The following is a 26,556-nucleotide window of genomic DNA, read 5'->3' as shown; positions in this document are numbered from 1 at the left end:
GCTCAGACGGTAGAAGGAGGCAGCGGCAACGGCAGCCCGGGAAGGCCGTCAATGCTCGAGGCGATGTGGTCCTTCTTGGTGAAGTACGCGCTGAGCGAGGCGTCGTCCTCACGCGCGAACCGCTTGCCGTGCAGGTCCCGGTCGCTCTCGTACGCCATGAAGGGGACGGCGTATCCGCAGGTGTCGCGGATGAGTTCGGCGCTCACGACGATGATCGCGCGCAGTCCGTGTGCCGTGGTGTCGATGTCCGGGAAGTGGGTGAGCAGCTCCGGGAAGCGGGGGTCGTCGCGGAAGACCGGCTCGCCGCGGCCGTGCACCCGCACGATGTTCGGCGGGCCCTGGAAGGCGCACCACATCAGGGTGATCCGGCCGTTCTCCCGCAGGTGGGCGACGGTCTCCGCGTTGGAACCGGCGAAGTCGAGATAGGCCACGGTGAGTTCGTCGAGCACCGCGAAGCAGCCCGTGAGGCCCTTGGGGGAGAGGTTGACCGTGCCGTCGCCGGCCAGGGGAGCGGTGGCGGTGAAGAAGAGGGGCTGCGCCTCGATGAAGGTACGGAGTCTGCCGTCTATGCGCTCATAAGTCTTTCCCATGTCTAACGATTATGAGGGTGCGGGACGCGATGCGGGCCGGCACTCCGCGAGATTGACGAATCATGCAGGGTTCTGCATACTCATGCAGGACAGTGATCGTACGGTGAGGAGTGACCCAGGTGAGCAGCAACAGCGGTGACGTCCGGCTCTGGGGCGGCCGTTTCGCCGACGGTCCCGCCGAGGCCCTGGCGAAGCTGTCCGCGTCCGTCCACTTCGACTGGCGGCTCGCGCCCTACGACATCGCCGGATCGCGTGCCCACGCGCGCGTGCTGCACGCGGCGGGGCTGCTCACCGAGGACGAGCTGACCCGGATGACCGCCGGGCTCGACCGGCTCGAGGCGGACGTCGCCGACGGTTCCTTCGTCGGCACCATCGCCGACGAGGACGTCCACACCGCCCTGGAGCGCGGCCTGCTGGAACGGCTCGGCCCCGACCTCGGCGGCAAGCTGCGCGCCGGCCGCTCGCGCAACGACCAGGTGGCCACCCTCTTCCGCATGTACCTGCGCGACCACGCCCGCACCGTCGGCGGCCTGATCGCCGACCTCCAGGACGCGCTCGTCGGCCTCGCCGAGGCCCACCCGGACGTGGCGATGCCCGGCCGCACCCATCTCCAGCACGCCCAGCCGGTGCTCTTCGCCCACCACGTCCTCGCCCACGTCCAGGCGCTGGGCCGGGACGCGGAGCGGCTGCGCCAGTGGGACGAGCGCACGGCCGTGTCGCCGTACGGCTCGGGGGCGCTCGCGGGCAGCAGCCTCGGCCTGGACCCGGAGGCGGTCGCCCGCGACCTCGGCTTCGAGCACGGCAGCGCCGGCAACTCCATCGACGGGACCGCCTCCCGCGACTTCGTCGCCGAGTTCGCCTTCATCACCGCGATGATCGGTGTGAACGTCTCCCGGATCGCCGAGGAGATCATCATCTGGAACACGAAGGAGTTCTCCTTCGTGACCCTCCACGACGCCTTCTCCACCGGCTCGTCGATCATGCCGCAGAAGAAGAACCCCGACATCGCCGAGCTGGCCCGCGGCAAGTCCGGCCGCCTCATCGGCAATCTCACCGGCCTGATGGCCACCCTCAAGGCCCTCCCGCTCGCGTACAACCGCGACCTCCAGGAGGACAAGGAGCCGGTCTTCGACTCCATCGACCAACTGGAGATCCTGCTCCCCGCCTTCACCGGCATGATGGCCACGCTCACCGTGCACCGCGAGCGGATGCAGGAGCTGGCCCCGGCCGGTTTCTCGCTCGCCACCGACATCGCCGAGTGGCTGGTCAGGCAGGGGGTGCCGTTCCGCGTCGCGCACGAGGTGGCCGGCGAGTGCGTGAAGGTGGCCGAGGCGGACGGCAAGGAGCTGGACGAGCTGACCGACGAGCAGTTCGCCAAGATCTCCGCCCACCTCACCCCCGAGGTGCGCACCGTCCTCGACGTCCCCGGCGCCCTCGCCTCCCGCGACGGCCGCGGCGGTACGGCGCCCGGCGCGGTCGCCGTCCAGCTCGCCGAGGTGAAGGCGGACGTGGCGGCCCAGCACGCGTGGGCGACGGCCACGAAGCAGGGCTGACGCGGACCCCGGCAGGACCGGAACCGAGTCCCGGCGGGGCCGGATCCGAGTCCCGGGGCGAGCCGAAGGGCCTCGCGGGTTACGTTGGTCGCACGTCTCACCGGAGCCGACCGAACGGAGCCCGCGATGCCCTTCGCCCGACTGGCCACAGCAACGACCCCGACCTGCCACATCGGCCTCGGTCTCGCCGCCGTCGGGCGCCCCGGCTACATCAACCTCGGCCGGGACGCGGACCTCGGGCAGGACCGCAGTGTGGAGGCGCTGCGCACCCGCACCCACGACCTCCTCGACGCCGCCTACGCGCAGGGCGTCCGCTACTTCGACGCGGCCCGCTCCTACGGGCGCTCCGAGGAGTTCCTGGCCGGCTGGCTCCGGGACCGCCCCGACGTCGACGACGTGGTCGTCGGGAGCAAGTGGGGCTACACCTACACCGCCGACTGGTCGACCGAGGCCGAGCGGCACGAGGTCAAGGACCACGGTGTCGCGACGTACGAACGCCAGCGCGCCGAGACCGACGCCCTGCTCGGCGACCGGCTCGACCTGTACCAGATCCACTCGCTCACCCCGGACAGTCCGGCCCTCACCGACAAGGACCTGCACGCCAGGCTGGCCGAGGCCGCCGCGCAGGGCAGCACCGTCGGCTTCTCCACCAGCGGTCCCGCGCAGGCCGACGCCATCCGCGCCGCGCTCGCCGTGACCGTGGAGGGCGAGCCCCTCTTCCGCACCGTCCAGTCGACGTACAACGCGCTGGAGACCTCCGCCGGACCCGCGCTGGCCGAGGCGTACGACGCCGGGTTCACCGTGATCGTCAAGGAGGGCATGGCCAACGGCCGCCTCGCGGAGCCCCAGGCGCCCGACGTCCTGAGGGCCGTCGCGGAGGAGACGTCCCTGGGCTGCGACGCGGTCGCCCTCGCGCTGATCCTGCGAGAGCCCTGGGCCGGTGTCGTCCTGTCCGGCGCCGCGACCGTGAACCAGCTCGGCTCGAACCTGCACGCCGCCGTCGTCGATCTCGACGACGACCAGGTGGCGCGACTCGGCGCACTCGTCGAGGAGCCGAACGCCTACTGGGAGCACCGCGGGCAGCTTCCCTGGCACTGATTCCGGGCAGCGCCGACTCACGCCTTCAGGCGGCCCCGGCCGCCTGAAGGCGTGAGCCACGCGCGCCCAGCGTGAGACAAATATGTCTCATATGGGTTATGGTCGTCTCATGGCTGTCGACCGTGACCACGTACTGCGCAGCGCCGCGGCCCTGCTGACCCGCAGAGCCACCGCGACCATGGACGAGGTCGCCAGGGCTGCCGGACTGAGCCGCGCCACGCTGCACCGGCACTTCGCCGGGCGCGACGCCCTCGTGCGGGCGCTGGAGTCACTCGGCATCGCCGAGTGCGAGGCCGCCCTGGACGCGGCCCGCCTCGACGACGGAGCGGCGGCCGACGCGGTGCGCCGGCTCGTGCGCGAGATCGAGCCCGCCGCAGGGCTGCTCGCCTTCCTCTACAGCGAGAACCAGTTGTTCGAGGGCGAGGAGCAGAACGAGGGCTGGGCCCGCATCGACGCCCGGATCGCCGCCGTCTTCCGGCGCGGCCAGGAGAGCGGCGAGTTCCGCATCGACCTCACCCCCGTCTGGCTCACCGAGGCGCTCTACGGCCTGCTGGCCTCCGGCGCCTGGGCGGTGACCGAGGGCCGCGTGGCCCGCAACGACCTGACCCGCATGATCGTCGAGCTGCTGCTCGGCGGCGCACTCCGGAGAGAGCAACCATGACCAGCACCCTGCAGCCGGCCCACTCGACCGGGGCGGTGAAGGGCCCCGGCCGCTGGCTGGCGCTGTCCGTCCTGGTGCTGGCCGTGCTGCTGGTGGCCGTCGACGCGACCGTGCTCGGTCTCGCGACCCCCTACATCAGCGAGGACCTCGCCCCCTCCGGCACCCAACTGCTCTGGATCGGCGACGTCTACTCCTTCGTCATCGCCGGCCTGCTCGTCTCCATGGGCAGCCTCGGCGACCGCATCGGCCGCAAGCGGCTCCTGCTCGTCGGCGCCGCGGCGTTCGGCGCGATATCCGTCCTCAACGCCTACGCGCACACACCCGAGCTGATGATCCTCGCCCGGGCCCTGCTCGGCGTCGCGGGCGCCACCCTGATGCCCGCCACCCTCGCCCTGATCCGCAACCTCTTCCACGATCCCCGCGAACGCAGCCTCGCCGTCGGCATCTGGGGCGCCACCGCCTCCGCCGGCACGGCGGTCGGCCCGATCGTCGGCGGGTTCCTGCTGGAGCACTTCTGGTGGGGTTCCGTCTTCCTGATCAACCTGCCCGTGATGGCCGTCCTGGTCGTCGTCGGCGTCAAGCTGCTGCCCGAGTCCCGCAACCCGGACCCGGGCCCCTGGGACCTGCTCAGCGTCACCCTCTCCCTGGTCGGCATGGTCGGTGTCGTGTACGCCGTCAAGGAGGCCGCCGCCCACGGGTTCGCGTGGGCCACGCTCGCCGCGGGCCTGCTGGGCGCCGCCGCGCTCTACGGCTTCGTGCGCCGGCAGCTCACGATGCCGAAGCCGCTGCTCGACATGCGGCTGTTCCGCAACCGTGGCTTCAGCGGCGCGGTGCTGGCCGACCTGCTGACCGTCCTGGGCCTGTCCGGGCTGGTGTTCTTCCTCTCCCAGTACCTGCAACTCGTCCAGGGCAGGCGGCCCTTCGAGGCGGGCCTGGCGGAACTGCCCGCCGCCGTCGGCGCGGTGGTCGCCGGTCTGCTCGCCGGCCGCGCGGCCCGGCGCTTCTCGGTCCGTGCCGTGGTCGCGGGGGGTCTCGCCGCCGTCGGTCTCGCGCTCGCCGCGCTGACCGTCATCGGGCAGAACACCGGCTACCCGCTGATCGGCGCGGCCCTGCTGGTGGTCGGCGTCGGCGCCGGGTTCTCGTTCACCGTCACCGCCGACGTGATCCTCTCCAGCGTGCCCGGGGAACAGGCGGGCGCCGCGTCCGCCGTCTCCGAGACGGCGTACGAACTCGGCGCCGCCCTCGGTATCGCGGTGCTCGGCTCGATCGTGACCGGTGTCTACCGTGACTTCACGGGCCCCGCGGGCACCCCGGCCGCCGCGCACGAATCGCTGGGCGGCGCGGTGGAAGCCGCGGCCGGCCTCCCGTCCCGTACGGCCGAGACCCTGCTGGACTCCGCCCGTCAGGCCTTCGTCGACGGCCTGACCCTCGCGGCGGGCGTCGGTGCCGCCGTCCTCCTGGCCGCCGCCGCGGCCTCCTGGTTCCTGCTGCGGGGCCAGCGCCTGGAGGACGGGGTGGAACACCCGTAGAGGACCTGTCCGGTCCGGTCCCGGCCGCACGGCGCCGGAACGCGGACGGCGGGCCGCTCACCGAGCGACCCGCCGTTCACGTGTACAGGTTCCGCTACAGGTTCCGCGGAACTACGCCGCCTTCGCCTTGCTCGCGTACATGTCCACGTACTCCTGGCCGGACAGCCGCATGACCTCGGTCATCACCGAGTCGGTCACCGCCCGCAGGACGTAGCGGTCGCGGTCCATGCCCTCGTAGCGGGAGAACTCCATCGCCTCGCCGAAACGGACCGTGACCTTGCCCGGCCGGGGCAGACCCGCGCCGCCCGGCTGGAGCTTGTCGGTGCCGATGACGGCGAACGGGACGACCGGGGCGCCCGTCATCAGAGTGAGCCGCGCGATGCCGGTCCGGCCCCGGTAGAGGCGGCCGTCGGGGGAGCGGGTGCCCTCCGGGTAGATGCCGAAGACCTTGCCCTCGTCCAGGATGCGGCGCCCCGTCATCAGCGCCGCGACCCCGCCCCGCCCGCCGTCCCGGTCGACCGGGACCATGCCGACGCCGGTGAAGAACCAGGCCATCAGCCGGCCCTTGAAGCCCTTGCCGGTGACGTACTCGTCCTTGCCGATGAAGAAGACCTGCCGGTCGCAGTTGAGCGGCATGATCACCGAGTCGATGAAGGTGAGGTGATTGCCGGCCAGGATCACCGGACCGTCGCCCGGGATGTTCTCCACGCCCTCCACCCGAGGGCGGAACATCAGGCGCATGATCGGACCGAGCACTGCCTTGATGAGCGCGAAGCGGGACAACGGGTCCTCCGGTGTCGGGGTGCGGCATGAATCCGCCGCGGAGCCTGTGGCGGTACGGGTCTGTGGCTGTATGAGTCTGTGCAGGTGAGGACATTACTCGCGGTCCGGGGGGTCACGCACCTCGGGTCACCCGGGCCTTACCCGGTGTTGACGCGTGTTCACCTGCCGTGCCGTGACGTCGCCCGGCCCGGATCGAAGCACGGGCTCGGCGCGGACCGCGCGAGGCGCGCCGACCGAGCAGCGCCACCGACCCTTGTGGCATGCGCGTACCCCGCTCCGCCGGGGCCAAGCCGACGGCATGTCAGGCATCCGGTCCGGTACGACATCCGCACGCACCCGCGTGTTCCGGCCACGGTCTCCCGCTCGTCATGTACGCGCCCCTACGATCGGCCCGCACTGACGGTCGACGGCAGGAGGGCCCCATGGGAACGCAGGAGTCGGACGAGCGGGCGGACGGCGGCACCGGACGGCGGGCGCTCCTGGGCGCGGCGGTGCTCGGCGCGGGCGGGGCCGTACTGGGCCTGTCCGGCACGGCGAGAGCCGCCGGCACCGACGCCCGGCAGGACACCCGGCAGGACGCCCGGCACGGCGGCGGACACGGCGGCGGCGTGAAGGGCCTGCCCGTTCCCACCGTCATCGGCCACCGGGGGGCCAGCGGCTACCGCCCCGAGCACACCTTCGGCTCCTACGAGCTGGCCCTCGACCTGGGCGCCGACATCGTCGAGGCCGGTGACCTCGTCCCGACCAGGGACGGTCACCTCGTCTGCCGGCACGAGCCGGAGATCGGCGGCACCACGGACGTCGCCGACCACCCCGAGTTCGCCGACCGCGAGCGCACGAAGCTCCTCGACGGCGTCTCCACCACCGGCTGGTTCACCGAGGACTTCACCCTCGCCGAGCTCAAGACGCTCCGCGCGATCGAGCGCATCCCGGCCAACCGCCCGCACAACACCCTCTACGACGGCCGCTGGGAGATCCCCACCTTCGAAGAGGTGCTCCGCTGGCAGAACGAGCAGACCCGCAGGCGCGGCAGGCAGGTCTGGATCTACCCGGAGCTCAAGCACCCCACCTACTTCCGCAAGCTGGGCCTGGGCACGGAGGAGCGCCTGGCGCGGCTGCTGCGCAAGTACGGCAAGGACGGGAAGCACGCGCCCGTCATCATCCAGTCCTTCGAGCCCACCAGCATCCGGCGGATGAACAAGCTGGTCGGCAACCCCCTTGCCGTCCTGCTCTCCGGCGCGGACAGCCGCCCCTGGGACTTCGTCGAGACCGGCGACCCGCGCACCACGGCCGACCTCATCACGCCGAAGGGCCTCAAGGAGATCGCCTCCTACGCGCAGGGCATCGGACCCACCCTGGACCTGATCATCCCCAAGGACTCCGCCGGGCGGCTCACCGAGCCGACGACGCTCGTCCGCGACGCGCACCGCGCGGGCCTGATCCTGCACCCGTACACCATGCGCAACGAGAACCCCTTCCTGCCCGCAGACTTCCGCAAGGGCGGCGACCCCGACGCCTACGGGGACGCCTTCGGCGCGTTCCGGACCTACTTCGCCACCGGCATCGACGGCGTCTTCACCGACAATCCGGACACCGGCGTCCTGGCCCGCGAGGACTTCGTCAACGGCTGAGCGGACAACCCCGGTTGGGGTGAGCTTCGACCGTCCGGGCAACCCGCCGCCCGGGCGGCCGCGTCGACGTGCATATGACGCACGACCTGCTCACCTCCCTGCGCCCCCTGCTCACGGCCGAGGCCTCGGCCGAGGCATATGCGTCCGGCGCCGAGCCCGGCGACCTCGAACAGGAGGTCTGGCTGCGCCTGCTGGAACGCCTGGAGGCCGACGGCCCGCCCCACGACCCGCACCGCTGGCTGCGCAGCGCCGTCCGCACCGAGGCCCGCCGCACCCGCCGCAGGGCCCGCAACGAGCGGCCGTACGGCACCGAACCGGCCGGTGCCGCCGAGTGCCGGCCCGAGTACCAGCCCGAGCAGCTCGCGCTCACCGCGGCCCGGCACCGCGCCCTGCGCGACGCCGTGCGCCGGCTGCCGGGCCGCTGCCCCCGGCTGATGGAGGCCCTGTTGTCGCCGCGGGACCTCACATACCGGGAGATCGCGGGGGAGTTGGGTATCTCACAGGGCAGTCTTGGCCCGGAACGTTCCCGATGTCTGGGATGTCTCCGGCGAATGCTGGCGCCGGAGGTTGCGGCCCGCTGAGGACGGGGATAGGAGTGGGGGACCACAGGTGATCAGGTGAGCGGGAGGCATGCGCACATGGGCATGAGCGTGACCATCTCGGCGGCGACCGGACAGGACGCCGAACAAATCTTCCGGCTGCAGTACCTCTGCTTCCAGAGCGAGGCGGCGCTGTACGGCAACTACCGCATCGACCCGCTCGTCCAGACCCTGGACTCCGTGCGCGAGGAGGTCGCCGCCGACTGCGTCTTCGTGGCGCGGCTCGGCCAAGAGGTCGTCGGCTCGGTGCGCGGGCGGGCGACCGAGGACGGCGCGGCGTCCATCGGCAAGCTGTGCGTCCACCCCCGCCTCCAGGGGCACGGCATCGGGGCCCGGCTGCTGCGGGCCGCCGAGTCCAGCCTGGTCGAGGAGCGCGGCGCCAAGCGCTTCCGGCTGCACACCGGGCACCGCAGCGAGAGCAACCTGCGGCTGTACCGGCGCGTGGGCTACGAGACGGTGGGGACGGCCGAGGGCACGGACGGCGTGCCCATGATCGTCCTGGAGAAGCCGGCGGAGACGTACGCCACCACGGCCTGAGGACCGCCGGGCCCCGTGACCGCTACGCGGTGCGGGCCCGGCGCAGCCAGTACAGCGCCGACAGCGGCAGCAGCACGGGAATGAAGAGATACCCCATCCCGAAGTCCGACCACACGGTCGCGTCGGGGAAGGCGGACGGCTCCACCAGCGTCCAGGTGCCCACCGTCAGGACGCCCACCAACTCGGCGGCGCAGCACACCAGCGCCGCCCTGCGGGCCGCCTCGCCGCCGCGCACCAGGGTGTACGTGATGAATCCGTAGACGACGCCCGCGAGCGCCGACAGCGTGTAGGCGAGCGGCGCCCGGTCGAACTCCGTCGCGATCTGGTACGCGGACCGCGACACGGCACCGACGACCATCACGCCGTACAGCCACACCAGCAGGATCCCGGGCCCGCCGATCAGCCGCTTGCGGGCCGGCTTCTCCTGAGTGGTCACCATGTCAGCCTCCCCAGATGTCATACAGCCGCACCTCGAGAACGGCGAGGACGACACCGCCCGCGGCGACCGTCACCGAGCCCCAGCGGGTGCGCTCGGCCAGCGACATGAACCCCGCCGCGGGCACACAGGCGAAGGCGCCCAGCAGATACGCCACGAAGATCGTCGTGCCCTGGTCCGGTTCCTCGCCCCGCGCCAGCAGCACGATCCCGACCACCAACTGGATCAGCGCCAGCAGTGAGACCGCGGCCATGCCGATGAAGTGCCAGTCCTTCGTCGGCTGGTCACGGTAGGCCGCCCAGCCGCACCAGGCGGCGAGCAGCAGCGCGGCGACGCCGGTCACCAGCGTCAGGACGTCAAGCATGGCAGCGAGCCTATTACGGCCCAAAGGGCCCGCAGTCTCCGGCCCCGCGGGGTCGGAGACAGGAAGCTCCACGCACAGGCCCTCCTGTTCGACAACGACGGCACCCTCGTCTCCTCCCTCGCATCCGTGCGCCGCTGCTGGACACGGTGGGCCGTCGAGTACAGGATCACGGCCGAGCGGTTCGGGCGGGAGGAACTGCACGGGCGGGCGGCCGGCCACCGAGACAGCCGCCGAACTGCTGCCCGCCGACCGCTGGGCCGTCGTCGCCTCCGCCCCCCCCGACGCCTCGCCGAGGTCCGTCTCGACGCCATCGGCATCCACCCCAAGACCCAGACCCGAGGGCCTGTCCGGCGGACCATGCCTGAAGGGCGTGGGGACATGCCCCCGGCGGTGTTGTCGCCGGTGGTCAACGCTCTGCGTTGACGCCCTCCTCCGCCTTGCAACTGCACGCACCAGACCACCCCGAGCCCTACCTGCTCGGCGCACGCGCCCCGGGCGTCGACCCGGCGCCGGCATGACCACCGTGGCGTTGGCCACAACCCACCGGGCCGACGAACTCGACGCCGACCTGGTGGTCACCGACCTGTCGGCCTTGTCCGCACTGGTCACCGACGACGGAGTCGAGATCACCGTCCGGGGCCGATCCGCCACCCCGTGACCGGCATCGTCTCACCGTTGTCCAGAATCCGGACCGCGGTCTCCGGTCAGGACCATACGTCTGCTTTACTGATCGCATGAGCACGACGAGCGACCGCACCCCTGCGACCGAGGCGACGACGACGCCCGGTGCTCGTTGTATGTCTCGTCGCATGTCACGTTGTGCGTGTCGAATGTGCGCCTTCTAGAGGGCCCCCGCACCACCTGAGCCTCGCGCCCCGAAGCGAGCGCCGCTCATGTCCGCCACCGCGCCCCGCGCACGCGGCTGAGCCACGCCCCGCGCACACGTTTCTCCGCCGGTTTCCACCGCCACCGCGCGCACCGCCGCCGCGAGAACCATGCCGCGTTCCGAAGGCCCCCAAGAACCCTTAAGAAGAACGCCCCGTGCCCGGCGCCCACCACCGCGCCGCGCACTCGACAGTGACGGAAACCCACGTGATCACCACCACGGGCCTCACCAAGGTCTATCGTTCACGCGGCCGTGAGGTCACCGCCCTGGACGGCGTCGACCTGCACGTCCGCGAGGGCGAGGTGTACGGCGTCATCGGCCAGTCCGGCGCCGGCAAGTCCTCGCTCGTCCGCTGCGTCAACCTCCTGGAGCGCCCCACCGCCGGTACGGTCACCGTCGCGGGACAGGACCTCACCGCGCTGGCCGGCCGCGGCCCCCGCGCCGGCAAGGAGCTGCGGCAGGCACGCAGCCGAATCGGCATGGTCTTCCAGCACTTCAACCTGATCTCCTCCCGGACCGTGCAGGACAACGTCGAACTGCCGCTGGAGATCCTCGGCAAGTCCGGCAAGGAGCGCTCCCGCAAGGCCCTGGAACTGCTCGACCTCGTCGGCCTCGCCGACAAGGCGGGGGCCTACCCCGCCCAGCTCTCCGGCGGCCAGAAGCAGCGCGTCGGCATCGCCCGCGCCCTGGCCGGCGACCCCAAGGTCCTGCTCTCCGACGAGGCCACCAGCGCCCTCGACCCGGAGACCACCCGCTCCATCCTCCAACTGCTGCGCGACCTGAACCGGCAGCTCGGCCTGACCGTCCTGCTCATCACCCACGAGATGGACGTCGTCAAGAGCATCTGCGACTCGGCCGCCCTCATGGACAGGGGCCGCGTCGTCGAGTCCGGCACGGTCGGCGAACTCCTCGCCACCCCGGGCTCCGAACTGGCCGCCGCGCTCTTCCCGGTCGGCGGCGATGCGTCCGGGGACGACCGCACCGTCCTGGACGTCACGTTCCACGGCGAGGCCGCCACCCAGCCCGTCATCTCCCAGCTCTCCCGCACCTACAACATCGACATATCGATCCTCGGTGCCGCCATCGACACCGTCGGCGGCCTCCAGATCGGCCGGATGCGGATCGAACTGCCCGGCCGCTACGAGGACAACGTCGTGCCCATCGGCTTCCTGCGCGAACAGGGCCTGCAGATCGACGTGGTGGACGAGACGCCGGACGAGATGCCGGGTGAGACGCCGGGCGAGACGCCGGGCGAGCCGTCCGTGCTGGTGAAGGAAGGTGCCAAGTGACCTGGTCCGAGACGCAGCCCCTGCTGGAACAGGCCTCCTGGGAGACCCTGATCATGGTCGGCTGGTCCACCCTGATCGCCGTGGTGGCCGGGCTTCCGCTCGGTGTACTCCTCGTCCTCACCGACCGGGGCGGCCTGCTCCAGAACGTCGTGGTCAACAAGGTCATCGGCCAGGTCGTCAACATCGGCCGCTCGATGCCGTTCATCATCCTCATGGTCGCGCTGATGAGCTTCACCCGCTGGGTCACCGGCACCACCATCGGCAGCGAGGCCGCGATCGTGCCGCTCGCCATCGGCGGCATCCCGTTCTTCGCGCGGCTCGTCGAGACCGCCGTGCGCGAGGTCGACGGAGGGCTCGTCGAGGCCGTCCAGTCCATGGGCGGCAACACCTGGACCATCGTCCGCAAGGTCCTGGTCCCCGAAGCCCTTCCGTCGCTGATCGCCAGCACCACCACCACGATCATCGCCCTCATCGGCTACTCCGCCATGGCCGGCACCGTCGGCGGCGGCGGCCTCGGCGACCTCGCCGTCCGCTACGGCTACCAGCGCTTCGACACCGGCCTCATGTGGACCACCGTCGCGCTCCTCGCCGTCGCCATCTCGCTCATCCAGTTCGCCGGCGACTTCGCGGCCCGCACCCTGCACCGCCGGGGCGGACGCGGCGGCGCGACGCCGAAGCTCCGGCTGCTCAGGGCCAAGGAGCCCGCGGCGGCCGACATCGGCAAGGTCGCGTAGGCCCACGCGCGGGCCCACCCCCGATCCAGGACTCCCCGCACCACCCGAGGCGGGGTCGCACCACCTGAAGGAAAGGCACTTTTCGTGCGTAACACCGCCAAGATCACCACCGCCGTCCTCGCCGCCGGAGCCCTCACCCTCGGCCTGACCGCCTGCGGCTCGGACAAGGACTCCGCCTCCGACATCTCCGGCCCGCTGGTCGTCGCCGCGAGCCCCACCCCGCACGCCGAGATCCTCACCTACATCAAGGACAACCTGGCGAAGGACGCGGGGCTCGACCTCGAGGTCAAGGAGTTCACCGACTACGTCACGCCGAACACGGCGACGGAGGACGGCTCCGTGGGGGCCAACTACTTCCAGACCCAGCCGTACCTCGACGAGTTCAACGAGAAGAACGGCACCCACATCGTGTCCGTCGTCGACGTGCACCTGGAGCCGCTCGGCCTCTACTCCCACCAGGTGAAGAAGGCCGACGACCTGAAGAGCGGCGCGACCGTCGCCGTCCCCAACGACACCGTCAACGAGGGTCGCGCCCTGCAACTGCTCGCGGCCAACAAGATCATCACCCTCAAGGACGGTGTCGGCACCTCGGCGACCCCCGCGGACATCACCGAGAACCCGAAGAAGCTCGAGTTCAAGGAACTGGAGGCGGCCCAGACCCCGCGCTCCCTGGACGACGTGGACGCGGCGGTCGTCAACGGCAACTACGCCATCGAGGCCGACCTGAAGCCCGCCGAGGACGCCCTCGTCCTGGAGAGCGCCCAGAACAACCCGAACAGCAACCTCCTCGCCGTCAAGGAGGGCCAGGAGGACGACCCGCGCGTCAAGAAGCTCGCGAAGCTCCTCAACTCGCCCGAGGTGAAGAAGTTCATCGAGGACGAGTACGACGGCGCGGTCCTGCCCTCCTTCTGACCCTCCTCCCACGCCCAACCCCGCGTCACCCACCGGGTCCGCTCCGTGCTCACGGGGCGGACCCGGTGGTGTGGTTGAGTGCTTTCATGCTGCATGCTGGGCAGTTCGAGCAGGCCCTGACGGTTACCCAGGTTACGGAGCGGCGCATGACGAGCACCTTCCCCAACATCTCCATCAGCACGGAGCGGTTGGTGCTGCGCCCCCTCGACGAGGACGACGTTCCCGCGCTGGCCGCGATGATGAACGACGAGCAGGTCGCCGCCTGGACCCACGTCCCGCAGCCCTTCACCGAGGCCGACGCCGGCACCTGGATCGGCGACCACGCCCCCGCCGAGCGCACGGCCGGCCGGGGCCTCGACCTCGCCGTCACCGAGTTCCTCACCCAGCGACTGGTCGGCGTCGTCCAGCTCACCAAGACCAACTGGCACGTACGGTCCACCGAACTCTCGTACATAGTCGCCCCCTGGGCCCGGGGCGAGGGATACGCCTCCGAGGCGGCGCTCGCCACCTCCCAGTGGCTCTTCCGTGACCAGAAGTTCGAACGCGTCGAGCTGCGCACCGCGGCCGACAACACCGCCTCCCAGCAGGTCGCCCAGAAGATCGGCTGCATCAGCGAGGGCGTGCTGAGAGGCGCCTGCATAGCGCGCGTACACACCGACGACGGTGTCTGGAGGGACGTACGCACCGACTTCATCGTGTGGAGCCTGCTGCCGGAGGACCTCGAGGGCGCCACCGGGCAACTGACCGACAGCGACGGTTTCACCACCTTCACGGACTGGAACTGATGCACGGGGGCGGACGGCGCCACCCTCCCGTACCCAGGCCGCACCGGATACCCTCACGGGGCGCGCCGGCGAACGGTTCCGCGACCACGACCTGCGAAAACCCTGGAGACTGACGACGATGGCCGACCGTGTCACGGTGATCGGCTGGGACGGTTCGCCGCTGACCGCCGCGGCGCGCTCCGCACTGGGTGCCGCCACCCTCGTGGCAGGCGCCCCCCACCACCTGGCACTTCCCGAGGTACCGCCCGCCGCCGAACGCATCCGCCTCGGCAGCGTCGCCCTCGCCGCCCGCCGCATCGCCGCCCACCGCGGCACGACGGTCGTGCTCGCCGACGGCGACCCCGGCTTCTTCGGCGTCGTACGCACCCTGCGGGCCCCCGAGTTCGGCCTGGAGGTGGAGGTCGTCCCCGCGGTCTCCTCCGTGGCCGCCGCCTTCGCCCGTGCCGGTATGCCCTGGGACGACGCCCACGTGGTCGTCGCCCACCCCCGTACGCTGCGACGCGCGGTGAACGTGTGCCGGGCCCACACCAAGGTCGCGGTCCTCACCTCACCCGGCGCCGGACCCGCCGAACTCGGCCTGCTGATGGAGGGCATCCACCGCACCTTCGTCATCTGCGAGGAACTCGGCACCACGCGCGAACGGGTCACCGTCGTCACCTCCGACAAGGCCGCCGACCACACCTGGCGCGACCCGAACGTCGTCATCGTGGCCGGCGGCAGCGCCGGTCCGGGCACCGCGAGCGACGGCGCCGGCTGGATCGCAGGGCGCGACCCCGCCACCGGACCGCGCGGCTGGTCGCTGCCCGCCGCGGCGTACGGCGGCGAGCTGGGCGAGGGCGAGAGGGACCTGCTCCGCACGGCCCAACTCGCCCGGCTCGGACCGCGCCCCGGCGACCTCGTGTGGGACATCGGCTGCGGCAGCGGCGCCTTCGCCACCGAGGCCGCCCGCGGCGGCGCCGCCGTCATCGCCGTCGACCGCGACCCGGAGGCCTGCGCGCGCACCGAGGCCGTCGCACGGCACTTCGGCGTCCAGCTCCAGACCGTGCACGGCACCGCCCCGCACATCCTGGAGAACCTCCCCGAACCGGACGTCGTCCGGGTCGGCGGCGGGGGAGCGGCCGTGGTCTCCGCGGTCGCCGACCGCCGCCCGCAGCGCATCGTCGCGCACGCCGCGACCCGCGACGCGGCCGAACTCGTCGGCAGGGACCTGACGGAGCACGGATACCGAGTCGAGTGCGCCCTGCTGCAGTCCGTCGGACTCGACACCCGGGCCTGGACGGAGACGGAGCGGAGCGTCGCGTTCCTGCTCAGCGGTGAGATCGTGCGGCGCGAGGCACCTCGTTGACGACCGACGACGACCGCGCCCCGTGATCGGTTCGTCATACCGCGCGGGGTAGGCTGGCGGATTGTTGTACCGCACTGGGACACCCGGCAGTTCGTCGGGCAATGTCCGTAAAAACCCGCTCCTTCTGGGCTGGGTGTGGTACGGCACAACCGGAGGACGCGCAACGTGGCGCAGTCCACAGCGGGCCGTCGCGGATCAAGCTGTCGCGGCGGGGGAACGCCCGCGACAATGCCACTCAATGGCTTTGTCGTCTTTTCCTGCGGGTCGTTCGTGCCGCTCGGCACGCACGCTCGTTCTTCACTGCGGGCGGTCGGTGCGCCGTCCCGGGTGAGCTGGTCGTAGAAGCACTAACCGATGGGCGAGGGGTTACGCATGACCGACACCGGCCAGATCCCGGGCGAGGGGCTGCCGGAGAACGCAGGCATGGTGGAGCAGCCGGGAGTCCCCGCACCCGGCGCGTACGCCTACCTCTCCGAGGCCACCGCCGAGGACGAGGACCTGTTGTTGCTGCCGGGAGCCCAGAGTGCCTGGGGCAATGAGGTCGCGCCGCCTGCGCCGGAGCCGGTCGTGGAGACCGTGCACCAGCCGGGCCCGCACGAGATGTCCGGCCGCGACAGCGGCTCGGTCGACCTCGGCGGCGTCCGCCTGCCCGACCCGGCGCCGGACCCCGCGTCCGCCCCGGTCCCGTCGCGCAGACCCCTGCACCTCGGTCCGCCGATCCCCGACACCTCGGCGAGCCCGGTCCGTTCCCTCGCCGACCGCGGTCCCGCCGACGCGCCGGTACGGCACCCGGGTCCGCCGACCGCCGGCCCCGAGTACCTCGACGTTCCGCAGGCCGCCGCCATGCCTCCGCAGGCGGCGGCACCCTGGGGCGGGCAGACGGCACCGCAGGCCCAGGAGGTCCAGGAGGTCCAGGAGGCTCCGGTGAGCGCCGGGGCCGGGTATGCGGAAACGGTTGTTCCGGTACCGGACCAGGCGCTCGTGACCCGCGTGGCGACGGAGGCCGTGGCGGCGACGGGCGGGGCGACCGCGGGCGAGTCCGGCGAACCGGGCGAGGCCGCCGGGCCCGCGGAGGAAGCCGTACCGGTACCGGCTCCCGAGGCGGTCACCGCGGACCCCGTGACCGGGCCCGTCGAGGAGGCCGGTGAGCCCCCGCGGTTCCACGCTACCCCGGGGACGCCCGAAGGCACGGAGATCGAAGAGGCCCCCGAGCAGCCGGCCCCGGAAGGTGCACTCGAAGGAGCATCAGAGGGAGCACCGGAAGGGCCCGAGGAGCCCCGGGTGGCCGACGCCACCGAGGCTCCCGAGCCGGAAGCCGCCCAGGCACCGGACGCGTCCGCGGCCGTCGGAGGCCCCGAAGCGGCCGCCCCTGACGCCCCTGACGCCCCCGTTCCGGCGGTCGCCGCCGAACCCGTGCCGACCCCGGCCCCGGAGGCACCGGAAGCCCCGGAGGCCGCAGAGCAGGCCACGCCGGTACAGGAGGAGCCCGCGCACCCCCAGCCGGTGGCGCCGCAGCCCGTACCGGAGGAGGCGCCCCACCCACACCCGGACGTCCATCCCGCGCCGCAGGCCACGGCCCCCCAGCCGGAGCTCCAGGCCGACCCGCAGGAAGCCGCACCGCAGCCGGTGGTCCAGGCTGCCCCGCAGGCCCCTCCACCGCAGCCGGAGGTCGAGCCTGTGGGCGAGGCCGAGCCGGTCGTCGAGCCTGTGGCCGGAGCCGGAGCCGGAGCCGGAGCCGGAGCCGGAGCCGTCGCCGAGGCCGGAGCCGGAGCCGGAGCCGGAGCCGGAGCCGAGTCCGAAGCCCTCGCCGAGGCCGGAGCTGTCGCCGGGGCCGTGCCGGTCGTCGAGCCGGTGACCAAGGCCCAGCCCGTGGCCGGAGCCGGAGCTGTCGCCGGGGCCGAGCCGGTGGTCCAGCCGGTGACCAAGACCCAGCCCGTGGCCGAGGCCGGAGCCGGAGTCGAAGCTGTCGCCGGGGCCGAGCCGGTGGTCCAGCCCCTGACCAAGACCCAGCCCGTCGCCGAGGCAGAGCCGACGCTCGAGCCCGTCGCCGAGGCCGAGCGCGAGGCCCAGGCCACCGCCGAGCACCCCCCGGCCCCGCACGCCCCGAACGCCCCGCACGCACCGCAGCCCGCTCAGGGCCCCCAGTCCCTCATGGACGCCGACGTACCGCAGGAAGTGGCCGTGGCCGACAGCACGCCAGAGCCCGTGGCGAGCGACGCGACGTCGCCCGCCGACACCGCCGCAACGGACCCCGTGCCCGCGGGGGCCCCGGTCGCTGCGCGACCGCACTCCGACCAGCCCGTGGGCCAGTTCATGCCGGTCGACGGCGGTCAGGTGCCCACCACCCCGCACCTCGCGCCCACGCCGCCCGAGGCCGTTCTGGTCCCGCCGGAGGCCCTGGCACCGCAGGCCGTCGCCGAGGAACCGGCATCGGCCGACCCGGTGGCCGCGGTACCGGCGCCGCGCGAGGCCGACCCCGAAGTGGCCCAGAACGCCGACGACCTGGACACCCGAGGCGCCGGCCAGGAAGACCACGTGGACGAAGCGGTCGACGCGGTCGACGCTGCTCACGAGCCCCACGGAGCGCACGCGTCCCAGGAAGTACCCGCGATGCGGGAAGACCCGCACGACGTGAGCACGGCTGCGGCTGCTGCCGCGGTCGCGATCGCCGAAGCGCGACAGCCCACCGGCCCGGCGGCCCCCGCCTACGACGACGCCGAGCGCGAGGCCGTACTGAAGGTCATGCGCGAACGCCGTGACATCCGCAACGGCTTCCGGAGCGACCCCATCCCGCACGAGGTGCTGCTCCGCGTCCTGGAGGCCGCCCACACCGCGCCCTCCGTGGGCCACTCGCAGCCCTGGGACTTCGTCGTCATCCGGTCCGCCGACACCCGCCGCGCGATGCACGAACTGGCGATGCGTCAGCGCGACGCGTACGCGAAGTCGCTGCCCAAGGGCCGGGCCAAGCAGTTCAAGGAACTGAAGATCGAGGCCATCCTCGACACCCCGGTCAACATCGTCGTCACCGCCGACCCCACCCGTGGCGGCCGGCACACCCTGGGCCGGCACACCCAGCCGCAGATGGCGCCGTATTCCTCCGCGCTCGCCGTCGAGAACCTCTGGCTCGCCGCCCGCGCCGAGGGTCTCGGCGTCGGCTGGGTCAGCTTCTTCGACGAGCGCGAGATGGTCCGCGCCCTCGGCCTGCCCGAACACCTGGACATCGTCGCCTACCTGTGTGTCGGGTACGTCGACGAGTTCCCGGACGAGCCCGAGCTGATGCAGGCCGGCTGGTCCAAGCGCCGCCCGCTGTCCTGGGTCGTGCACGAGGAGACGTACGGCCGACGCGCGCTGCCCGGCGAGGCGCCGCACGACCTGCTCGCCGAGACCGTCGCGCAGATCCGCCCGCTGGACGCCAAGGCGCTCGGCGAGGCCTGGGAGCGGCAGAAGCGCATGACCAAGCCCGCCGGCGCGCTCGGCATGCTGGAGATCATCTCCGCCCAGTTGTCCGGGCTGTCCCGCCAGTGCCCGCCGCCCATCCCGGAGCCCGCGGCCGTCGCGGTCTTCGCCGGCGACCACGGCGTGCACGCCCAGGGCGTCACCCCCTGGCCGCAGGAGGTCACCGCCCAGATGGTGGCCAACTTCCTGGGCGGCGGAGCGGTCTGCAACGCCTTCGCCACCCAGGTCGGCGCCGAGGTGTGCGTCGTGGACGTCGGGGTCGCCACCGACCTGCCCGCCACGCCCGGCCTGCTGCCCCGCAAGGTCCGCGCGGGCACCTCCGACATGACCACCGGCCCCGCGATGAGCCGCGAGGAGGCCAAGCAGGCCATCGAGGTGGGCATCGAGACCGCCCGCGACCTGGTGGCGGCCGGCAACAAGGCGCTGCTCACCGGCGAGATGGGCATCGCGAACACCACCGCGTCCGCCGCGCTCATCTCGGTCTTCACCGGCGTGGACCCGGGCGAGGTGACCGGCCGCGGCACCGGCATCAACGACGAGACACTGGTCCGCAAGACCGAGGTCGTCCGCCGCGCCCTCGAACTCCACCAGCCGGACCCCGCCGACCCCATCGGCGTCCTCGCCGCGATCGGCGGCTTCGAGCACGCGGCCATGGTCGGTCTGCTGCTCGGCGGCGCCTCTCTGCGTACGCCGGTGATCCTGGACGGCGTCAGCGCCGGCGCCGCCGCCCTGGTGGCCCGCGCGATCGCCCCCGAGGTCCTCGCGGCCTGCATCGCCGGTCACCGCAGCGCCGAGCCCGGCCATGTCGCCGCGCTCAACAAGCTGGGCCTGCGCCCGCTGGTCGACCTCGACCTCCGCCTCGGCGAGGGCACCGGCGCGCTGCTCGCGCTGCCGATGGTGCAGAGCACCGCGCGGGCGATGCACGAGGTGGCGACGTTCGACTCGGCGGGAGTCACCGAGAAGTAGCCGGCCCCGGCGGCGGCGGGGAGGAGCGACGCGGCGACGATCCCCCGCCGCTGCACCCCCGCCGTATGCCGGACGCGTCTCGTGCCGTCCCCGCGCGTCTCCTAGAATCCGCACGTATCCCCACGTCAGACACGTCAGACACCTCAGACACGTAAGACACGTCAGGGCCGCTCCAGAGCCGCAGCGCCCGCCGCACCGCCAGGACGAGGAGCCCTCCCTCATGGCCGAACACCCCGCCTACCCCGTAGGCCTCCGCCTCGCCGGCCGTCGCGTGGTCGTCCTCGGCGGCGGACAGGTCGCCCAGCGCCGCCTGCCCGCCCTGATCGCGGCGGGCGCCGACATCCGCCTCGTGTCCCCGGAGGCGACCCCGTCCGTCGAGGCGATGGCGGACGCGGGCGAGATCACGTGGGAGAAGCGCCCGTACACGGAAGGCGACCTCGCGGACGCCTGGTACGCCCTGATCGCCACCGGCGACACCGGGGCCAACACCGCCGCCTCCGCCGAGGCCGAGCGGCACCGCGTGTGGTGCGTGCGCTCCGACGACGCCGACCGGGCGACGGCGTGGACCCCGGCGACCGGCCACAGCGAGGGCGTCACCGTCGCCGTGCTCACCACCGACGCGCGCGGCCGCGACCCCCGCCACACCGCCGCCATCCGCGACGCGGTCGTGGAGGGCCTGCGCGACGGCACCCTCGTCGCCCCGCACCACCGCACCCGCACCGCCGGAGTCGCCCTGGTCGGCGGCGGCCCCGGCGACCCGGACCTGATCACCGTCCGCGGGCGGCGCCTGCTCGCCGAGGCCGACGTCGTCATCGCCGACCGGCTCGGCCCCCGCGACCTGCTCGCCGAACTGCCTCCGCACGTCGAGGTCATCGACGCGGCGAAGATCCCGTACGGCCGTTTCATGGCCCAGGAGGCCATCAACAACGCGCTGATCGAGCACGCCCAGCAGGGCAAGTCGGTGGTACGGCTCAAGGGCGGCGACCCGTTCGTCTTCGGGCGGGGCATGGAGGAGGCGCAGGCGCTGGCCGAGGCGGGCATCCCGTGCACCGTCGTGCCCGGCATCTCCAGCTCCATCTCGGTCCCCGGCGCGGCCGGCATCCCGGTCACCCATCGTGGCGTCGCCCACGAGTTCACCGTGGTCAGCGGCCATGTCGCCCCCGACGACGAGCGCTCCCTGGTCGACTGGCCGTCCCTCGCGAAGCTCACCGGCACCCTCGTGATCCTCATGGGCGTCGACAAGATCGGCCGGATCGCCGAGACCCTCGTCGCGCACGGCAGGTCCCCGGACACCCCCGTCGCCCTCGTCCAGGAGGGCACGACGGCCGCCCAGCGCCGGGTCGACGCGACCCTCGCCACGGTCGCCGACACGGTCGTCGAGCACGAGGTCAGGCCGCCCGCCGTCATCGTCGTCGGCCAGGTCGTCGCCGTCGGCCCGCACGGGACCGCGTGACATGGCCGAACTCGTCACGATCGACAACCCGGACGACCCGCGCCTGCACGACTACACCGGCCTGACCGACGTCGAACTGCGCCGCAGACGCGAACCGGCCGAAGGCCTGTTCATCGCCGAGGGCGAGAAGGTCATCAGGCGGGCCGGTGAGGCGGGCTACACGATGCGCTCGATGCTGCTGTCCGCCAAGTGGGTCGACACCATGCGCGACGTCATCGACGAGGCCCCCGCCCCGGTGTACGTCGTCGACCCGGCGCTCGCCGAACGGGTCACCGGCTACCACGTGCACCGCGGCGCGCTCGCCTCGATGCAGCGCAAGCCGCTTCCCACCGTGGCGGACCTGCTGACGACCGCCCGCCGTGTCGTCGTCATGGAGTCCGTCAACGACCACACCAACATCGGCGCGATCTTCCGCTCCGCCGCCGCCCTCGGCATGGACGCGGTCCTGCTCTCCCCGGACTGCGCGGACCCCCTGTACCGGCGCAGCGTCAAGGTCTCGATGGGCGCGGTCTTCTCCGTGCCCTACGCCCGCCTCGACACCTGGCCGGGCGGTCTGGCGACGGTCCGCGAAGCGGGCTTCACGCTCCTCTCCCTCACCCCGGACGAGCGGGCCGAGCCCCTCGACGCGGTCGCCCCGCACCGTATGGACCGGGTGGCCCTCATGCTGGGCGCCGAGGGCAGCGGGCTGTCCCGGCGGGCCCTGGCGGCGTCCGACGCGTGGGTCCGCATCCCGATGTCCCACGGTGTCGACTCGCTGAACGTGGGCGCTGCCGCGGCGGTCGCCTTCTACGCGGTGACGGCGGGCCGGCCCCCGGCGTAGACCCCGCCCGCCCGGCGGACTCTCCGGCGAAGCCCCAGCCCCTACAGTCCGGTCGCCGCAGTCCCGGTCGCCCGCCGCTCGGGGTCCTCGTCCGGCACATCCACCCGCTCCAGTTGCCGTGCCGCCCGTACGCCGTCCCGCTGCTCGCCGCCGAGCCCGCGGGACGGTCCCTGACAGCCCTGTGCGGCGGCGATACCCAGCGCCACCAGCAGCGTCACCACCACGAACACGAACAGGCGCTGCCGCAGCAGCCGCGGATTGGCGGGCCGCCGCCAGCCGCCCCCCGTGGTCCTCGGCGCCGTACGGCCGGCCCCGTTGCGCGGCGCGGGACGACCGCCGCCGTTGGTACGGGGGGTGTTCCGGCCGTTGCCGTTGCCGTCGCGGGAGGCGGGGGTGGGCCGGGACGAGGACCGCCCTCCGGTGCCGCCGCCCCGCGAGGGCGCGCCGCCGCGCGGCGGAGTGGCACCCCGGGGCGCCGGTCCCCGCGACCCCGACGTGCTCCTCGGCGCGGGCGTGCCCGGCGTGCCCGGCCGGCCCTGCGGCCGTCGCTGGGTCCGCTCCGGATAGGTGTCGGCGAGCCGCCCCGTGGGCAGGTCCGCCTCGGCGCTGCGCGGCGCGGGCGGCCGTACGTCGGCCACGCCCTGCGACTCCCGGGTGGCGATCTCCTTGAGGCGCAGCGACAGTTGCAGGGTGCTGGGGCGCTCCACGGGATCCTTGGCCAGGCACGCCCGCACCAGCGGCGCCAGGGCGTCCGGGACGCCGTGCAGTTGCGCCTCCTCGTGGACGACTCGGTAGAGCATCACCTCGGAACTGCCGTGCCCGAAGGGCGAGTCGCCCATCGACGCGTACGCCAGCGTGGCCCCGAGCGAGAAGACGTCTGTCGCCGGTGTGACCGCGGCCCCGCGCACCTGCTCCGGCGCGAGGAAACCGGGGGAGCCGACCGCAGTGCCGACGTGGGTGAGCGTGGAGGCACCCGTCGCCCAGGCGATGCCGAAGTCGATGATCCGCGGCCCCTTCGGGGACAGCAGGATGTTGGACGGCTTCAGGTCCCGGTGCACCACCCCGGCCTCGTGCACCGCGACCAGACCCTCGGACAGCGCGGCGCCCACGGCCGCGACGTCGGCCGCGGCGAGCGGCCCGCCGTCGGCGACCTTGTCATGCAGGGAGGGGCCGGGCACGTACTGCGTGGCGAACCAGGGACGGTCCGCCTCCAGGTCCGCGGCGACCAGCCGCGCGGTACAGCCGCCCCGGATGCGCCGGGCCGCCGAGACCTCGCGTGCGAACCGCGACCGGAACTCCTGGTCCTCGGCCAGGTCCGGCCGGATGACCTTCAGCGCGACCCGCTGCCCCTTCTTGTCGGAGCCCAGGTAGACCACGCCCATCCCACCCGCGCCGAGCCGCCTGTGAAGCCTGAACGAGCCGACAACGCGCGGGTCCTCGCGCCTCAGGCGCATCATCGCCATGTTCATCCCCGCTGCCCGGTCCCTGTGACGAGCCACAGCTTACGTTTCCACAGCCGCCCGCGCGCAGAGGCCGCGCCCTCACGGGACGACGGATTGTCAGTGCCCGGTGGGAGAGTTGAGGGGTGGTCAGCGAACGCGTGAGCAGGCCGGCCCCACTCCGACGGTGATCCCAACCGGCCCCCGAGGCCCGGCGATTGGACCGGGGGAGAACCCCCGGGTGGAGGCGGCGGAAGGCAGTCGGGCGGCGCCGCGCACCTCGGCCGTGGGGGCGGATGGAGCAGGGCACGGGGCGGCTGCGGGGGCCTGCGGGGAGCCGGCCGAAGTGAGCGATGTCACCGGACAGCCAGGAGATACCGGGGCACGGTGGGCACCCCGTCCGGGAAGACCCGGAGACCCGGGAGCCGGTCTCCACCCAGGGGAGTACTCGGCAGGTCATGGCTCATCCTCCGGGAGGCCCGGCAATCGGTACGAGGGCATGACGTCCGACGATCGCCGGACGCATAGATTTGAGGTCAAGCGGCGGGTGCAGCACTCGTCCCCCGAGGTCAGACACCCGCCGCTGCACGAGACAACGAAACGGTCAGGAGAGGGACCATGGCCCAGACGGTTCCGCGGACGCTCGTCCGCACACGGGAAAGCCGCCGTCAGGGCCGTCGCCACCCCGCGGTGGCGACGCTCATGGCCCTACCCCTGGCGGTCCTGCTCCTCCTCGTCTTCGACGGGTGGGAGACAGTGGCCACACAGGCGTCGTCCGTGGGTGTGGTGCTGGGGCGCTGAGCGGCGACCCCAGGCCCGGAAGAGCGGTCCGGGCGGGGACATCCATCCATGAAACCCCGTGGGGACGGGGGTGCGGCGGACGGCAAAATGCCGGCGCAGCTGGGGAGCTGCGCCGGCATTGCTTTGCCTACGACACGGCGGGTACGGCGGAGACGGCGGGGGCCGCTGGCACCCGCGGGGACGCACGGACGGCGGGACCGCCGGACGCGCGGTAGGAGGCGGGGACGGTGGGGGCCGCCGGCACCCGCGGGGACCGCACGGATCCCGGCGACCGCACGGACGGCGGGCACCGCGGGGACGGCGAGGGCCGTTGGCACCCACCGGGGACCGCACGGACCCCGGCGACGGCGAGGGCCGCTGGCACCCGCGAGGACCGCACGGACGCCGGGGACCGCGCGGACGGCGGGACGGCGGGGACGTCACGGGCGGTGGGACCGCCGGACGCGCGGTTGGCGGGGAGGACGGCGGGGGTCGCTGGCCCCCGCGGGGACCCCACGGACTCCGGCGCCCGCGCGGACGGCGGGGACGGCACGGACGGCGGCGGGGACGGCGAGGGTCGCTGGCACCCCGGCGACCGCGCGGACGGCGGGACGGCGGGGACGGTGGGACCGCCGGACGCGCGGTAGGCGGGGAGGACGGCGAGGGTCGCTGGCACCCGCGGGGACCGCACGGACCCCGGCGCCCGCGCGGGCGGCACAGACGGCGGCGGGGACGGCGAGGGCCGCTGGCACCCCCGGCGACCGCACGGACCCCGGTGACGGCGAGGGTCGCTGGCACCCCCGGCGACCGCACGGACCCCGGTGACGGCGAGGGCCGCTGGCACCCCCGGCGACCGCACGGACGGCGGCGAGGGCGGCTGTCGCGCAGCCCCTGCGTACCCTCACCCTCGTGACAACGGACGCCCTCCTCCCCGCCCTCAAGGCCCGCGTCAGGGAAACGGCCCACGCCCGCACCCCGGCCTGCCCCTGCGGCGCGGCCACCGCCACCGCCACCCTCGCCGACCGCCCGGACGCCACCGTCGTCCGGCACGCGGGCACCGTCGCCAAGGCCCACGCGGCGGACGCCGACCCCGCCGGGCTGTCCCGCCGTGTCACCGTCGCCGCCCGCCTCCCCGGCGTACTCCTGCCCCCGCTGGCCCCGGCCCCGGTGCTTCTGCACGGGCGGCTCGTCACCTACTGGCCCTACGGCGCCCCGGTGGACCCGGAGGATCCGGACGCGGCGCCGTGGGAGGCCGCGGCCAGTCTGCTCGCCCGCCTCCACCGCACCACGCCCCCCACGGCCGTACCCGCCATGCGCGGCCCCGCCAAAGCGGCCCAGGCCCTCGCCCGCCTCCGGGACACCGCCCCTCACCACCCCGCCACCGCACCCGTACGCGCGGCCTGGGCCGCTCTCCCCGCCTGGGCGCGCGGCGAGGGCACCATGCCGGACACGACCACCCTCTGCCACGGCGACCTCCACCTCGGCCAGCTCATACGCCACCCCGCCCCCGAAGGGCCCTGGCTGCTCATCGACGTCGACGACCTCGGCACCGGCGTCCCGGCCTGGGACCTGGCCCGCCCGGCGGCCTGGTACGCCTGCGGGCTCCTCCCGCCCGACGAGTGGCACCGCTTCCTGACCGCCTACCGCGCGTCCGGCGGTCCCGCCGTCCCCGCCGACGGCGACCCCTGGCCCGCCCTGGACGTCCCGGCCCGCGCCCTCACCGCGCAGACCGCCGCCCGGGCCGTCACCAAGGCGGCCCGGGCGGACCGGCCGCTGGACGAGGTGGAGCGGACCCTGGTCGACGCCTGCGCGCGCATGGCCACCGTCCGGCCCTCCGCCCCCCGTAGTTGAGCCGAAGTTCCGCGAAGTAGGGTGCAACCGACCCGCGGCCGGACAGAGTCTGTCCTGGC

22 protein-coding genes and 1 pseudogene are annotated in these 26,556 nt (G+C 73.2%); 18 read left to right on the top strand and 5 right to left on the bottom strand.

Going from position 1 to position 26,556, the window contains the following annotated elements; translation table 11 throughout:
• Positions 1–2: 2 nt before the first annotated feature.
• Positions 3–590, bottom strand: a complete 588-nt coding sequence (locus tag KUM40_RS36990) for a pyridoxamine 5'-phosphate oxidase family protein (RefSeq protein ID WP_217170703.1) — start codon at positions 588–590, stop codon at positions 3–5.
• Between the two features lie 119 nt (positions 591–709).
• Between KUM40_RS36990 and argH the strand changes: the two genes are divergently transcribed.
• The 4 genes from argH to KUM40_RS36970 all read left to right on the top strand — a co-directional run bounded on the left by argH (position 710) and on the right by KUM40_RS36970 (position 5,431).
• Positions 710–2,143, top strand: a complete 1,434-nt coding sequence (argH, locus tag KUM40_RS36985) for an argininosuccinate lyase (protein ID WP_217170702.1) — start codon at positions 710–712, stop codon at positions 2,141–2,143.
• A gap of 126 nt (positions 2,144–2,269) precedes the next feature.
• Positions 2,270–3,241, top strand: coding sequence for an aldo/keto reductase (locus tag KUM40_RS36980; RefSeq protein ID WP_217170701.1), 972 nt, complete (start codon positions 2,270–2,272; stop codon positions 3,239–3,241).
• A 109-nt stretch (positions 3,242–3,350) separates the two neighbouring features.
• A complete protein-coding gene (locus KUM40_RS36975) occupies positions 3,351–3,902 on the top strand; it encodes a TetR/AcrR family transcriptional regulator (protein WP_217170700.1) in 552 nt (183 codons plus the stop codon).
• Positions 3,899–5,431: an MFS transporter gene (locus tag KUM40_RS36970; RefSeq protein WP_217170699.1), complete on the top strand. Its 1,533-nt coding sequence runs from the start codon at positions 3,899–3,901 to the stop codon at positions 5,429–5,431. Before KUM40_RS36975 ends, KUM40_RS36970 begins: the two co-directional genes overlap by 4 nt.
• 111 nt (positions 5,432–5,542) lie before the next feature.
• Here the strand turns inward: KUM40_RS36970 and KUM40_RS36965 are convergent.
• A pseudogene (locus KUM40_RS36965) lies at positions 5,543–6,330 on the bottom strand (lysophospholipid acyltransferase family protein).
• A gap of 306 nt (positions 6,331–6,636) precedes the next feature.
• Here KUM40_RS36965 and KUM40_RS36960 point away from each other — a divergent pair.
• The 3 genes from KUM40_RS36960 (at position 6,637) to KUM40_RS36950 (ending at position 8,981) form a co-directional block, all read left to right on the top strand.
• Positions 6,637–7,845: a glycerophosphodiester phosphodiesterase gene (locus KUM40_RS36960; protein ID WP_217170698.1), complete on the top strand. Its 1,209-nt coding sequence runs from the start codon at positions 6,637–6,639 to the stop codon at positions 7,843–7,845.
• A gap of 74 nt (positions 7,846–7,919) precedes the next feature.
• Entirely contained in the window at positions 7,920–8,426 is a 507-nt protein-coding gene (locus KUM40_RS36955; RefSeq protein WP_217170697.1) for a sigma-70 family RNA polymerase sigma factor, read from the top strand.
• Positions 8,427–8,483: 57 nt separating this feature from the next.
• Positions 8,484–8,981, top strand: coding sequence for a GNAT family N-acetyltransferase (locus tag KUM40_RS36950; RefSeq protein ID WP_217170899.1), 498 nt, complete (start codon positions 8,484–8,486; stop codon positions 8,979–8,981).
• Between the two features lie 22 nt (positions 8,982–9,003).
• On the opposite strand, the gene KUM40_RS36945 is transcribed toward KUM40_RS36950, so the two are convergent.
• Both KUM40_RS36945 and KUM40_RS36940 read right to left on the bottom strand, forming a co-directional pair.
• Entirely contained in the window at positions 9,004–9,420 is a 417-nt protein-coding gene (locus KUM40_RS36945; protein WP_217170696.1) for a hypothetical protein, read from the bottom strand.
• 1 nt (position 9,421) lies between these two features.
• Positions 9,422–9,781, bottom strand: coding sequence for a hypothetical protein (locus tag KUM40_RS36940; RefSeq protein WP_217170695.1), 360 nt, complete (start codon positions 9,779–9,781; stop codon positions 9,422–9,424).
• Positions 9,782–10,304: 523 nt separating this feature from the next.
• Here KUM40_RS36940 and KUM40_RS42780 point away from each other — a divergent pair.
• From KUM40_RS42780 to KUM40_RS36895, 9 genes are all read left to right on the top strand, one after another.
• Positions 10,305–10,439 carry a hypothetical protein gene (locus tag KUM40_RS42780; RefSeq protein ID WP_374227457.1) on the top strand — a complete coding sequence of 45 codons (135 nt, stop codon included), beginning with the start codon at positions 10,305–10,307 and terminating at the stop codon, positions 10,437–10,439.
• A gap of 434 nt (positions 10,440–10,873) precedes the next feature.
• Entirely contained in the window at positions 10,874–11,956 is a 1,083-nt protein-coding gene (locus KUM40_RS36930; RefSeq protein ID WP_217170694.1) for a methionine ABC transporter ATP-binding protein, read from the top strand.
• Positions 11,953–12,690 (top strand): methionine ABC transporter permease, encoded by a 738-nt coding sequence (locus tag KUM40_RS36925; RefSeq protein ID WP_217170693.1) that lies wholly within the window; start codon positions 11,953–11,955, stop codon positions 12,688–12,690. The genes KUM40_RS36930 and KUM40_RS36925 overlap by 4 nt, the downstream gene beginning before the upstream one ends.
• A gap of 84 nt (positions 12,691–12,774) precedes the next feature.
• The gene (locus KUM40_RS36920) at positions 12,775–13,602 is read left to right on the top strand and encodes a MetQ/NlpA family ABC transporter substrate-binding protein (RefSeq protein ID WP_217170692.1); all 828 of its coding nucleotides are present in this window, start codon (positions 12,775–12,777) and stop codon (positions 13,600–13,602) included.
• Positions 13,603–13,748: 146 nt separating this feature from the next.
• Positions 13,749–14,387 (top strand): GNAT family N-acetyltransferase, encoded by a 639-nt coding sequence (locus KUM40_RS36915; RefSeq protein WP_217170691.1) that lies wholly within the window; start codon positions 13,749–13,751, stop codon positions 14,385–14,387.
• A gap of 118 nt (positions 14,388–14,505) precedes the next feature.
• A complete protein-coding gene (gene cbiE / locus KUM40_RS36910; RefSeq protein WP_217170690.1) occupies positions 14,506–15,732 on the top strand; it encodes a precorrin-6y C5,15-methyltransferase (decarboxylating) subunit CbiE in 1,227 nt (408 codons plus the stop codon).
• A 372-nt stretch (positions 15,733–16,104) separates the two neighbouring features.
• Entirely contained in the window at positions 16,105–20,154 is a 4,050-nt protein-coding gene (gene cobT, locus KUM40_RS36905) for a nicotinate-nucleotide--dimethylbenzimidazole phosphoribosyltransferase (protein ID WP_217170689.1), read from the top strand.
• A gap of 220 nt (positions 20,155–20,374) precedes the next feature.
• Complete coding sequence (cobA, locus tag KUM40_RS36900) at positions 20,375–21,607, top strand: uroporphyrinogen-III C-methyltransferase (RefSeq protein ID WP_217170688.1); 1,233 nt, start codon at positions 20,375–20,377, stop codon at positions 21,605–21,607.
• A 1-nt stretch (position 21,608) separates the two neighbouring features.
• Entirely contained in the window at positions 21,609–22,427 is an 819-nt protein-coding gene (locus KUM40_RS36895) for an RNA methyltransferase (protein ID WP_217170687.1), read from the top strand.
• Between the two features lie 41 nt (positions 22,428–22,468).
• Here the strand turns inward: KUM40_RS36895 and KUM40_RS36890 are convergent, their stop codons facing one another.
• Positions 22,469–23,896: a serine/threonine-protein kinase gene (locus KUM40_RS36890; RefSeq protein WP_217170686.1), complete on the bottom strand. Its 1,428-nt coding sequence runs from the start codon at positions 23,894–23,896 to the stop codon at positions 22,469–22,471.
• A gap of 588 nt (positions 23,897–24,484) precedes the next feature.
• On the opposite strand from KUM40_RS36890, the gene KUM40_RS36885 reads away from it, so the two are divergent.
• Both KUM40_RS36885 and KUM40_RS36880 read left to right on the top strand, forming a co-directional pair.
• Positions 24,485–24,667, top strand: coding sequence for a hypothetical protein (locus KUM40_RS36885; RefSeq protein WP_007443462.1), 183 nt, complete (start codon positions 24,485–24,487; stop codon positions 24,665–24,667).
• A gap of 888 nt (positions 24,668–25,555) precedes the next feature.
• Positions 25,556–26,497, top strand: a complete 942-nt coding sequence (locus KUM40_RS36880; protein WP_217170685.1) for a phosphotransferase — start codon at positions 25,556–25,558, stop codon at positions 26,495–26,497.
• Positions 26,498–26,556 lie beyond the last annotated feature (59 nt).

Origin of the sequence: Streptomyces sp. AC512_CC834, from assembly GCF_019049325.1 — a bacterium.
In the GTDB taxonomy this organism is placed as follows: domain Bacteria; phylum Actinomycetota; class Actinomycetes; order Streptomycetales; family Streptomycetaceae; genus Streptomyces.
The sequence above is the reverse complement of the archived record's forward strand: the minus strand, read 5'-3'. Positions and strand labels throughout refer to the sequence as shown.

What these genes read in the sequence shown, in the direction of transcription:
- KUM40_RS36990 (WP_217170703.1), bottom strand. Translation starts at nt 590, where the DNA reads ATGGGAAAGACTTATGAGCGCATAGACGGCAGACTCCGTACCTTCATC.
- KUM40_RS36980 (WP_217170701.1), top strand. Translation starts at nt 2,270, where the DNA reads ATGCCCTTCGCCCGACTGGCCACAGCAACGACCCCGACCTGCCACATC.
- KUM40_RS36975 (WP_217170700.1), top strand. Translation starts at nt 3,351, where the DNA reads ATGGCTGTCGACCGTGACCACGTACTGCGCAGCGCCGCGGCCCTGCTG.
- KUM40_RS36970 (WP_217170699.1), top strand. Translation starts at nt 3,899, where the DNA reads ATGACCAGCACCCTGCAGCCGGCCCACTCGACCGGGGCGGTGAAGGGC.
- KUM40_RS36960 (WP_217170698.1), top strand. Translation starts at nt 6,637, where the DNA reads ATGGGAACGCAGGAGTCGGACGAGCGGGCGGACGGCGGCACCGGACGG.
- KUM40_RS36955 (WP_217170697.1), top strand. Translation starts at nt 7,920, where the DNA reads ATGACGCACGACCTGCTCACCTCCCTGCGCCCCCTGCTCACGGCCGAG.
- KUM40_RS36950 (WP_217170899.1), top strand. Translation starts at nt 8,484, where the DNA reads ATGGGCATGAGCGTGACCATCTCGGCGGCGACCGGACAGGACGCCGAA.
- KUM40_RS36945 (WP_217170696.1), bottom strand. Translation starts at nt 9,420, where the DNA reads ATGGTGACCACTCAGGAGAAGCCGGCCCGCAAGCGGCTGATCGGCGGG.
- KUM40_RS36940 (WP_217170695.1), bottom strand. Translation starts at nt 9,781, where the DNA reads ATGCTTGACGTCCTGACGCTGGTGACCGGCGTCGCCGCGCTGCTGCTC.
- KUM40_RS36915 (WP_217170691.1), top strand. Translation starts at nt 13,749, where the DNA reads ATGACGAGCACCTTCCCCAACATCTCCATCAGCACGGAGCGGTTGGTG.
- cbiE (WP_217170690.1), top strand. Translation starts at nt 14,506, where the DNA reads ATGGCCGACCGTGTCACGGTGATCGGCTGGGACGGTTCGCCGCTGACC.
- cobT (WP_217170689.1), top strand. Translation starts at nt 16,105, where the DNA reads ATGACCGACACCGGCCAGATCCCGGGCGAGGGGCTGCCGGAGAACGCA.
- cobA (WP_217170688.1), top strand. Translation starts at nt 20,375, where the DNA reads ATGGCCGAACACCCCGCCTACCCCGTAGGCCTCCGCCTCGCCGGCCGT.
- KUM40_RS36895 (WP_217170687.1), top strand. Translation starts at nt 21,609, where the DNA reads ATGGCCGAACTCGTCACGATCGACAACCCGGACGACCCGCGCCTGCAC.
- KUM40_RS36890 (WP_217170686.1), bottom strand. Translation starts at nt 23,896, where the DNA reads ATGAACATGGCGATGATGCGCCTGAGGCGCGAGGACCCGCGCGTTGTC.
- KUM40_RS36885 (WP_007443462.1), top strand. Translation starts at nt 24,485, where the DNA reads ATGGCCCAGACGGTTCCGCGGACGCTCGTCCGCACACGGGAAAGCCGC.